The 9,732-nt window shown below is 66.1% G+C and carries 10 protein-coding genes and 1 pseudogene; 4 read left to right on the top strand and 7 right to left on the bottom strand.

Annotated features, from left to right (window positions below; genetic code table 11):
* Together VFH65_RS19285 and VFH65_RS19280 are read left to right on the top strand one after the other, a co-directional pair.
* A pseudogene (locus VFH65_RS19285) lies at positions 1-251 on the top strand (ubiquinol-cytochrome c reductase iron-sulfur subunit); the annotation flags it as partial.
* On the top strand, positions 248-1,906 hold the full coding sequence (locus VFH65_RS19280) for a cytochrome b (RefSeq protein ID WP_353323605.1): 1,659 nt from the start codon (positions 248-250) through the stop codon (positions 1,904-1,906). The pseudogene VFH65_RS19285 and the gene VFH65_RS19280, both read left to right, overlap by 4 nt.
* A 13-nt stretch (positions 1,907-1,919) precedes the next feature.
* Here the strand turns inward: VFH65_RS19280 and VFH65_RS19275 are convergent, their stop codons facing one another.
* The 4 genes from VFH65_RS19275 to VFH65_RS19260 all read right to left on the bottom strand — a co-directional run bounded on the left by VFH65_RS19275 (position 1,920) and on the right by VFH65_RS19260 (position 5,083).
* Positions 1,920-2,585, bottom strand: coding sequence for a DUF2561 family protein (locus VFH65_RS19275; RefSeq protein ID WP_353323604.1), 666 nt, complete (start codon positions 2,583-2,585; stop codon positions 1,920-1,922).
* The gene (locus VFH65_RS19270; protein WP_353323603.1) at positions 2,585-3,472 is read right to left on the bottom strand and encodes an MmpS family transport accessory protein; all 888 of its coding nucleotides are present in this window, start codon (positions 3,470-3,472) and stop codon (positions 2,585-2,587) included. Before VFH65_RS19270 ends, VFH65_RS19275 begins: the two co-directional genes overlap by 1 nt.
* 134 nt (positions 3,473-3,606) lie before the next feature.
* The gene (locus VFH65_RS19265) at positions 3,607-4,026 is read right to left on the bottom strand and encodes a cytochrome c oxidase subunit 4 (protein WP_353323602.1); all 420 of its coding nucleotides are present in this window, start codon (positions 4,024-4,026) and stop codon (positions 3,607-3,609) included.
* Between the two features lie 10 nt (positions 4,027-4,036).
* A complete protein-coding gene (locus VFH65_RS19260; protein ID WP_414688455.1) occupies positions 4,037-5,083 on the bottom strand; it encodes a cytochrome c oxidase subunit II in 1,047 nt (348 codons plus the stop codon).
* A 105-nt stretch (positions 5,084-5,188) separates the two neighbouring features.
* On the opposite strand from VFH65_RS19260, the gene asnB reads away from it, so the two are divergent.
* On the top strand, positions 5,189-7,120 hold the full coding sequence (gene asnB, locus VFH65_RS19255; RefSeq protein ID WP_414688456.1) for an asparagine synthase (glutamine-hydrolyzing): 1,932 nt from the start codon (positions 5,189-5,191) through the stop codon (positions 7,118-7,120).
* On the opposite strand, the gene VFH65_RS19250 is transcribed toward asnB, so the two are convergent.
* Complete coding sequence (locus VFH65_RS19250) at positions 7,117-8,091, bottom strand: carbohydrate kinase family protein (RefSeq protein ID WP_353323600.1); 975 nt, start codon at positions 8,089-8,091, stop codon at positions 7,117-7,119. The genes asnB and VFH65_RS19250 overlap by 4 nt on opposite strands.
* A 145-nt stretch (positions 8,092-8,236) precedes the next feature.
* Here VFH65_RS19250 and VFH65_RS19245 point away from each other — a divergent pair, with 145 nt between their 5' ends.
* The gene (locus VFH65_RS19245; protein WP_353323598.1) at positions 8,237-8,845 is read left to right on the top strand and encodes a hypothetical protein; all 609 of its coding nucleotides are present in this window, start codon (positions 8,237-8,239) and stop codon (positions 8,843-8,845) included.
* A gap of 1 nt (position 8,846) precedes the next feature.
* Here VFH65_RS19245 and VFH65_RS19240 read toward each other — a convergent pair whose 3' ends face one another.
* Both VFH65_RS19240 and VFH65_RS19235 read right to left on the bottom strand, forming a co-directional pair.
* On the bottom strand, positions 8,847-9,209 hold the full coding sequence (locus tag VFH65_RS19240) for a HesB/IscA family protein (protein ID WP_353323597.1): 363 nt from the start codon (positions 9,207-9,209) through the stop codon (positions 8,847-8,849).
* 62 nt (positions 9,210-9,271) lie between these two features.
* Positions 9,272-9,732 (bottom strand): glycerate kinase (locus VFH65_RS19235; protein ID WP_353323596.1); only part of this gene is annotated, 461 nt, incomplete at its 5' end.

Below are 9,732 nucleotides of genomic sequence, written 5' to 3'. Positions count from 1 at the left end.
TTTTCGCATTCACCAAGGTGTGCTAGCATTTGGGTTGTCCCTCTTCGCTTTACGAGCAACAGACCTATCGAATCCTTTGCCCGTGCCACCAGTCGCAGTTCGACGCGTTGCACTTCGCGAAGCCCATATTCGGTCCGGCTGCACGAGCCCTCGCGCAGCTGCCCATCACCATTGACCAGGACGGGTATCTGGTCGCCAACGGCGACTTTGCCGAACCCGTCGGACCGGCATTCTGGGAGCGGCGCTCATGAGTCCGAAACTGCCAAAGCCCAATTTGGCTGAGATCGCAGCGAGCCAAGGCGAAGCCATCGACTCGCGCTACCACCCGTCCGCGGCGGTACGTCGACAGCTCAACAAAGTGTTCCCCACCCACTGGTCGTTCCTGCTGGGCGAGATCGCCTTGTACAGCTTCATCGTGCTGCTGATCACCGGCGTGTGGTTGACGCTGTTCTTCGACCCTTCGATGGCCCACGTCACCTACGACGGTGTGTACCAACCGCTTCGGGGCGTGCAAATGTCGCGGGCGTACGAGTCCGCGCTGGAGATCACCTTCGAAGTCCGCGGCGGCCTGTTCGTCCGGCAGATCCACCACTGGGCCGCGCTGATGTTCGCCGCGTCGATCATGGTGCACCTGGCTCGCATCTTCTTCACCGGCGCGTTCCGCCGGCCGCGCGAAGTGAACTGGGTGATCGGCTCCTTGCTGCTGATTCTGGCGATGTTCGAAGGCTACTTCGGTTATTCGCTGCCCGACGACCTGCTGTCCGGCATCGGGCTGCGGGCCGCGCTGTCGTCCATCACATTGGGCATGCCGGTGATCGGCACCTGGCTGCACTGGGCCCTGTTCGGCGGTGACTTCCCCGGAGAGATCCTGATTCCGCGGCTGTACGCGCTGCACATCCTGCTGCTGCCCGGGATCATCCTGGCGCTCATCGGTGTTCACCTGGCGCTGCTGTGGTTCCAGAAGCACACCCAGTTCCCCGGCCCCGGCCGCACCGAACACAACGTCGTCGGTGTGCGCGTCCTGCCGGTATTCGCTGTCAAGTCGGGCGCCTTCTTCGCGATACTGACCGGCATCCTCGGCCTGATGGGCGGTCTGCTGCAGATCAATCCGATCTGGCAGTTGGGGCCCTACAAACCGTCGCAGGTCTCGGCGGGCAGCCAGCCCGACTTCTACATGATGTGGACCGAGGGCCTGGCCCGGATCTGGCCGGCGTGGGAGTTCTACCCCTTCGGGCACACCATCCCGGCAGCGGTCGGCGTCGCGCTCATCATGGGCCTGGTGTTCATGCTGCTGCCCCTGTGGCCGTGGATCGAGAAGAAGTTCACCGGCGACGACGCCCACCACAATCTGCTGCAGCGCCCGCGAGATGCCCCGGTGCGCACCGCAATTGGCGCGATGGCGATCGCGTTCTACATGGTGCTGACGCTGGCGGCGATGAACGACGTCATCGCCTTCAAGTTCGACATCTCGCTGAATGCGACCACCTGGATCGGCCGCATCGGCATGGTAGTGCTGCCTGCGATCGTTTACTACATCGCTTACCGGTGGTGCATCGGCCTGCAGCGCAGCGACCGGGCGGTGCTGGAGCACGGCATCGAAACGGGCATCATCAAGCGGCTGCCGCACGGCGCCTACATCGAGCTGCATCAGCCGCTGGGTCCGGTCGACGAGCACGGCCACCCGATCCCGCTGGAGTACCAGGGTGCCGCGCTGCCGAAGCGGATGAACAAGCTCGGCTCGGCGGGCGAACCTGGCTCGGGCAGTTTCCTGTTCGCCGACCCCATCGACGAGCACGAGGCGCTGAGCGAGGCCTCGCATGCCCAAGAGCGCAAGGTGCTCACCGCATTGCGCGAGCACCAGGAGCGCAACGGCTCGTCAGACGGCGAGACGAACGGGCACCACTAGAACCCGGTGGCGACTAAGCGGCGGGCTTGTCCAGCAGGTCGCGCAGTTGACGCAAGTAGAACCACGGGATGGCGGGCATGCCCAGCGTGATCACGCCCGCCAGAACGTAGAAAACCCAGGCGGCGGCGGTGCTGTCGACAGCCATCAAGTAGGTGGCCAGGCCGACGGCCACAACGGCGATGCCGATCGCGCACGCGATCACGACCGCGCAGCGCAACCACAGCTGATCGACGACCGCGACGGATGGATCCGCGGCAGGCGCGCTGACGGCCCGCGCAACCGGGTAGCCCGGCCGTGAGGTGACCGGCTCGGATGCGGTGCCGGGAACCCGTAGCTTATGGGTGGGCGCCTCGGTACCGCGTACAGCCGGCTGCGCCGCAGCTTGCGCGACGGCGGGACGCGCAGGCGGCGGTGAATCGGCCAATGCCGTTCGCCGAGCACGCAACAGTAGCGGTACCGCCCCGACGATCACCATCGCCGAAACGCCGATGACGGTGTACAGCAGCCACGGTGTGTCCGAGTCACCAGAGGACTCGGGGCGGCCGCCGCCCAGATCGACAAGTGCCACCACGGCGGCGACCCCTGCGCCCAGCGCGGCTAGCCAGATCGCCGCGCATGCGCCGAGAAGAATGCGGTCGACGCGGTCCAGTTCGCCCGCGGTATCAGTGGTGTACGCCATCAGCAGCTGGTCTGTGCGGCGTTGTTGGTGTTCGACGACAACACCGTGCCATCGCTGGTGGTGATCGAGCAGTTGAGCCTGCTCACCAAGAACAGGCTCGAGGCCTGCACCGACCCGACTTCGGACTGCGAGATCGGCGTCACCGTCAGCGACCACGGAATGTAGACGTTGCGCTGCGTGCGACTGCGCCCGGACGCGTCGATGTAGGTGACGGTGATGATGTCACCGGGCGCCTTGGTCCCGGTCACCGAATAGGTGACCTGACGCGGGCCCGAGCGGGTCGTGGTCGGGGGCGGCGGAGGCGGTGCCTCCGTGGTCGCCGGAGGCGGTGGCGGCGGCACCTCGGTAGGTGCCGGCGGAGGAGGTGGCGGTGGCTCCTGAGTGACGGTCACGGTCTCCGGCGGTGGTGGTGGCGGCTCCTCCGTGGGTGGCGGCGGAGGCGGCGGTGGCGGGGTCGTCGTGGTGATCGCGTCCTGCACCGGCGGCGCGGTGGTCGTGGTCTGTGGATCCGCCAGGTTGCTGGTGTCGGTGCGGGTGACCAACACCGACACGGAGGCGACAAGGGCGATGGCGGCGACGATGGCCGCCACGCCCACCACCCATGGCCAGCGCGGCGGCGGCGCAGGCTCGACCAACTCGGCGGACGGTTCGTAGCTGTCGTAGTCGTACAGCGCCGCATCGGCTGGCACGTACGGGCCACTGGTGAACTGCTCGGATTCCGGCGCTGAATAGGCCTGCGAGTGGACCTCGGTGTCGCCGAGGTCGCCTGTCGACGGCCCGCCGCTGACGCCTTGGGAGGGCTGGTCAGAAGTGGGTTGGCTGCCCGGCTCCTGACCTGGGATGTCCGACCCTTCAGAATCCGGCCCTGGGGGGTTCGGCCCGCTCATCTACGCCTATCCTTGTCGCGAATACTGCCTCGGCAACACTACCGAACCGGGCGATCCGGATGAATCTCGCGGCGCGGTTTGCGGGGCAAGAAATGACCCGATTGTGACCTTGTCCCCCACCGCCGGTAGGGGACTCAGTGCTTTTCGGGGCCGGTGTAGTACTCGAATACCAGGCCGGCCGCGGTCGCCAGGACGAAGCATCCGCCCGCCACGATCAACCAGGGCAGCCACAACGCGACACCGACGGCGGTGACGGACGCCGACAGCGCGATCATCACCGGCCACCAGCTGTGCGGGCTGTAGAAACCAAGCTCACCTGCGCCGTCGCTGATCTCGGCGTCCTCATAGTCCTCGGGCCGCGTGTCGAGGCGCCTGGCCACGAACCGGAAGAACGTTCCGGTGATCAGCGTCAGGCCCGAGGTCAGCACCAGCGCGGTGACACCGGCCCACTCGACGCCGCCGTACTGGAACATCGCGGTCAGCACGGCGTACACCACCGCCGAGAGCACGAAGAACGCGGTCAGGAACTCGAACAGCCTGGCTTCGATGTGCATGCGGTGTCCCCTACTTGCTCGCCTGAGGCACCTCGGGTGCCCCTTCGCCGCGCCGGGTGTCGAACGGCTTGGTGGTGACGGCCGTCGGCGGCTGGTTGATGGCCTGCAACGCCTCGGCGTTGGTCTTGCCTGCGATGCGCTGGTCCAGATACGCCTTGAAGTCGTTGGGCGCCACCACTCGCAGCTCGAAGTTCATCATCGAGTGGTACGTGCCGCACATCTCCGTGCAACGCCCGACGAACGCTCCGGTCTTCAGGATTTCGCTGATCTGGAAGGTGTTGTCGGAGTTGTTCGCTTTCGGATCCGGCATCACGTCGCGCTTGAACAGGAACTCCGGCACCCAGAAACCATGGATGACGTCAGCAGAGGCGATCTGGAATTCGATGCGCTTGCCGGAAGGCACCACGAGGATAGGAATCTCGGTGGACGAGCCCAGCGTCTCGATCTTGTCGAAGTTCAGGTACGTACGGTCCTCGGGGTTCTTGCCCGCGATGGCGCCAATCCGCTCCTCGCCGTGCTCGTCGGTGCCCTCGGGCTTGGAGGCGACCGCGGCCTTGCGTTCGGGGTCGGCGCCGTCGTAGCTGAACGTCCCGTCGGTGAAGTTCACCTTCTGGTAGCCGAACTTCCAGTTCCACTGGAACGCGGTGACGTCGATGACGACCTCGGGATTCGGCTCCTCGTGCAGCATCCGCTCCTGCACAACGACGGTGAAGTAGAAGAGCACCGAGATGATCAGGAACGGCACCACGGTCAGCACGAGCTCCAGCGGCATGTTGTAGCCGAACTGGCGGGGCAGCTCCGTGTCGGTCTTCTTGTGCCGGTGAAACGCCGACGTCCAGAAGATCAGGGCCCACACGATCACACCGACCACGAGGGACGCGATGACCGAGCCGATCCACAGCTCACGGTTGAGATGGCCTTCTGGCGTGATGCCCTCGGGCCAGCCGAGGCCCAGCACCTCCGACCAGCTACACCCGCTGAGCAGCATCGCCACGACGCCGAGCAGGACTGGCAGCGCCACCCTCCGAGCCACCACCCGAAACCCGCGAGGTGTCACGCTGGAGCCTCCTAGAAGTCAGTAGAAGCAGGCGAATACTACGCAGCGTAGACCACCGCCGGATGCCGGTCTCGACACACCTCGGTGATTCGGCATACTGGCGCGGTGTGCGGACTGCTGGCCCTCCTGCGTGACCCGTCCGCCGACATCGGCGGCGACCTCGTCGACGCGGTATCGGGCGCCTCGCACCTGATGCGGCACCGCGGCCCGGACGAACCGGGCACGTGGTCCGACGAACAGGTCGTGCTCGGCTTCAACCGGCTGTCGATCATCGACATCGCGCATAGCCACCAGCCGTTGCGCTGGGGTCCGCCCGAGGCCCCCGACCGCTATGTGCTGGTGTTCAACGGCGAGATATACAACTACCTCGAGCTGCGCGAGGAGCTGGGCGCCACGCACGGCGCCGTCTTCGCCACCGACGGTGACGGCGAGGCGATCATCGCCGCCTACCACCACTGGGGCACCAACGCGCTGACCCGGCTGCGCGGCATGTTCGCGTTCGCACTGTGGGACACGGCCGAGCATGAATTGTTCTGTGCGCGTGATCCTTTCGGTATCAAGCCGCTGTTCATGGCGACCGGCCCTGGTGGCACCGCGGTGGGCAGCGAGAAGAAGTGCCTGCTCGAGCTTGGCGACACCATCGGCATCGATGTCGCGCTGGACCGCCGTGCCGTGCAGCACTACACGGTGCTGCAGTACGTGCCGGAGCCGGAGACCCTGCACCGTGGCGTGCGCAGGCTGGAATCGGGCAGCTACGCCCGCGTGCGGCCAGGCAAGCCGCCCGAGGTGGCCAGGTACTTCACTCCGCGCTTGTCCGCCAAGCCGTTCGTGAATGGCAACGAGCAGGCCCGCTACGACGAGATCACCGCGGTGCTGGAGGATTCGGTTGCCAAGCACATGCGGGCCGACGTCACCGTCGGCGCGTTCCTGTCCGGCGGCATCGATTCGACCGCGATCGCCGCGTTGGCCATGCGGCACAACCCTCGGTTGATCACGTTCACCACCGGTTTCGAGCGCGAGGGCTTCTCCGAGGTCGACGTTGCGGTCGCCTCGGCCGAGGCGATCGGCGCCAGGCACGTGACGAAGGTGGTCAATCAGGCAGAGTTCGTCGCCGCGCTGCCCGAAATCGTCTGGTATCTGGACGAACCGGTGGCCGACCCCGCGCTGGTGCCGCTGTTCTTCATCGCGCGCGAGGCCCGTAAACACGTCAAAGTGGTGCTCTCCGGCGAGGGCGCCGACGAGCTGTTCGGTGGCTACACCATCTACCGGGAACCCTTGTCACTGCGGCCTTTTGATTATCTGCCCCGCCCGGTGCGCCGATCGCTCGGCAAGGCGAGTAAGCCGCTGCCCGAGGGGATGCGCGGAAAGAGCCTGCTGCATCGCGGATCGCTCACGCTCGAAGAGCGCTACTACGGCAATGCACGCAGCTTCTCCGACGAACAGCTGCAGGCGGTGCTGCCCGGCTTCCGCCAGGACTGGACCCATACTGACGTCACAGCGCCCGTTTATGCCGCCTCGCAGGGCTGGGACCCGGTTGCCCGCATGCAACACATCGACCTGTTCACCTGGCTGCGTGGCGACATCCTGGTCAAGGCCGACAAGATGACGATGGCCAATTCGCTCGAGCTGCGCGTTCCGTTCTTGGACCCGGAAGTGTTCGCGGTGGCGTCGCGGTTGCCTCTGGAGCAGAAGATCACCAGGGCCACCACGAAATTCGCGCTGCGGCGGGCGCTGGAGCCCGTGGTGCCCGCGCATGTGCTCAACCGGCCGAAGCTCGGCTTCCCTGTGCCGATCCGGCACTGGCTGCGGGCGGGTGAACTACTCGACTGGGCGTACGCGTTGGTCGCCAGCTCACAGACCGGTGATCTTGTGGATGCCGCTGCGGTGCGGACAATGCTCGACGAACACCGCAGCGGCGCAAGCGATCACAGCCGCCGGCTGTGGACCATCCTGATCTTCATGCTGTGGCACGCGATTTTCGTCGAGCAAAGCGTCACCCCGCAGATCAGCGAGCCGACCTACCCCGTTCAGCTTTAGGCGAGCGCCTTGGCGATCTCTTCGCCAACCTCCGCGCCGTAGGCGTCGGTCAGCCGCGCCACGGCCTCATCGCGGTCCCAGGCCCACTCCTGGGGTCCCGGCGCTTCGAACACCAACACGGCCACCAGCGACGCCAATTGAGCCGACCGTTCCAGGCTCAGGCCGGCGCTGCGGCCGGTGAGGAATCCGGCGCGGAATGCGTCGCCGATGCCGGTCGGGTCGGCTTGATGCTTCTCCGGGACGACGTCGACGTGGATGAAGGTGCCGTCCGAGGAGACCAGGTCGACGCCCTTGGGGCCCAGCGTGGTGACGCGCAGCCCGACCTGGCTCATCACCTGCGCTTCGCTCCAACCACTCTTCTGCAGCAACAGGTCCCACTCGTAATCGTTGGTGAACAGATAGGCGGCGCCGTCGATGAGCCGGCGGATCTCCTCGCCGGAGAGCCGGGCCAACTGTTGGGACGGGTCGGCGGCGAACGCCAATCCGAGCTTGCGGCACTCCTCGGTGTGCAGGAACATCGCCTCCGGGTCGTTGGCGCCGATGATCACCAATTCCGGTGTGCCGGTGCGCTGGACGAGATCGGCGAGGGAGATGTTGCGCGCCTCCGACATGGCACCTGGATAGAAGGACGCGATCTGCGCCATGGCCTGATCGGTGGTGCAGACGAACCGCGCGGTGTACGCGCTGTCGGACACGAGCACGCTTTCGGTGTCCACGCCGGCGGACTCCAGCCAGTTGCGGTAGTCGTCGAAGTCCTTGCCGACGGCGCCGACGAGCGCGACCTCACCGCCGAGTACGCCGATTGCGAAGGCCATGTTGCCGGCCACGCCGCCGCGATGCACGACCAAATCGTCGACCAGGAAGCTCAGCGACACCTTTTGTAGGTGATCGGGTAAGAGCTGTTCGGAGAACAGGCCCGGGAATCGCATCAAATGGTCGGTGGCAATTGATCCGGTCACCGCAATGGTCACGAAACGTCACCCTTCATATTGTTAAGCCGCCTAGATAATGTTACTCACGAGGACACCTGCGGCCGGTGCGCTAACCTGCCTACAAGTGCCCGTCCGGTCACTGTAGACACGCAAATTCCGAGCCTAACTTTGGGGGAGCAAATATATGGCTGGTCCGTACCCGCCCGAATACGGCGCTGGACCGGTCGGCCCGCAAATTTATCCTTATCCGGACAATGTGCCGTCGGCATATCCGGGCATGCTGCCGCCACCGGTGCAATATCCGAAAAAGCGGCGGTGGCGACTTGTCGCCGGTGCGGTGGCGGCGCTTGCGGTGATCGCCGGACTTGTGGCCGCGATCGTGCTGGCCGCCGGTCGTGACGATTCGACGGCCACAGGCACGCTGACCGAGGCGTCGGCCAAGGCGGCCATCCAGGAGTACCTCGACGCGATGACCAACGGCGACGACGAGACCGTGGCCCGCCACACGCTGTGCGGGCTGTTCGACGCCGTCAAGGAACGCCGCTCGGATCTCGCGCTGGCCGGCCTGAGCAGCGACGCGTTTCGCAAGCAGTACAGCCAGGCCGAGGTGACCTCAATCGACAAGATGGTGCACACCTCACCCCATCAGGCGCAGGTGCTGTTCACCATGAATGTGGTTCCTGCCAGCAGTTCGCGGGGTGAGAGCGAGGAACAGGCCGTGGCCCAGTTGCTCGCCCAGGACAACGAGATCCTGGTCTGCTCGTACCTGCCGCGAACCGCTGGTCAGTACTGAATCAGTTGAACGAATCGCCGCAGGCGCACGAGCCCGTGGCGTTGGGGTTGTCGATCGTGAAACCCTGCTTCTCGATCGTGTCGACGAAGTCGATCGTCGCGCCCTGGATGTAGGGGGCGCTCATCCGATCCACCGTCAACGTGACGCCGCCGAACTCGGCGATCAGGTCGCCGTCGAGGGACCGATCGTCGAAGAACAGGTTGTAGCGCAGCCCGGCGCACCCGCCCGGCTGGACGGCGATGCGCAGGGCCAGGTCGTCACGGCCCTCCTGGTCCAGCAGCGCCTTCGCCTTCGCGGCCGCGGCGTCCGTGAGGGTTGCGCCGTGGGTGGCGGTGCTGGTCGCCGTCTGGTCCTGAACAGTCATTGCGTCTCCCTTAGTGCCTCATCGTGTGGGGCCAACTGTCTCAACGGTACCTTGTTTCGCCGCTATTCCCGAGTTTGTCCCCAGCCCGCGGCGGTCCGCTGCGACAGCCCAGCCAGCTGGTTTTCGGCGTCGTCGATGGCCAGCTGCACCGACCCGGCGTGGTCGGCGATCGAATGCGCCGCCGTGATTCCCGCCACGTCAAGCGCGGCCGGGTCGAGCGTGACCTGACCGGCCATCACCAGCACAGGTATGTGCCGCGAGCGCGCCGCGCCTGCGAGTGCGCTGACCACCTTGCCGTGCAGCGACTGGTCGTCGAACCGGCCCTCGCCGGTGATGATCAGTTCGGCGGCGGCCACATCATCGGCCAGCCCGGTGTGTTCGGCGATGATCGACGCCCCGGATTCGCGCCTGCCGCCCAGCGCCATCAGCGCTGCGCCGATCCCGCCTGCGGCACCGGCGCCAGGTTCGGCGCTGACTGCGCGGCCTGCCGCCGCGTCGAGATCTGCGGCCCAGTCGGTGAGGC

It is taken from the genome of Mycobacterium sp. (assembly GCF_035697385.1).
Lineage (GTDB): Bacteria > Actinomycetota > Actinomycetes > Mycobacteriales > Mycobacteriaceae > Mycobacterium.
Note: the sequence above shows the minus strand (reverse complement) of the source record. Positions and strands in the feature narration are given on the sequence as shown.

Coding starts and splice junctions, on each gene's coding strand:
- VFH65_RS19270 (WP_353323603.1), bottom strand. CDS start 3,472: ATGAGCGGGCCGAACCCCCCAGGGCCGGATTCTGAAGGGTCGGACATC.
- VFH65_RS19245 (WP_353323598.1), top strand. CDS start 8,237: ATGGCTGGTCCGTACCCGCCCGAATACGGCGCTGGACCGGTCGGCCCG.
- VFH65_RS19240 (WP_353323597.1), bottom strand. CDS start 9,209: ATGACTGTTCAGGACCAGACGGCGACCAGCACCGCCACCCACGGCGCA.
- VFH65_RS19265 (WP_353323602.1), bottom strand. CDS start 4,026: ATGCACATCGAAGCCAGGCTGTTCGAGTTCCTGACCGCGTTCTTCGTG.
- VFH65_RS19275 (WP_353323604.1), bottom strand. CDS start 2,585: ATGGCGTACACCACTGATACCGCGGGCGAACTGGACCGCGTCGACCGC.
- VFH65_RS19280 (WP_353323605.1), top strand. CDS start 248: ATGAGTCCGAAACTGCCAAAGCCCAATTTGGCTGAGATCGCAGCGAGC.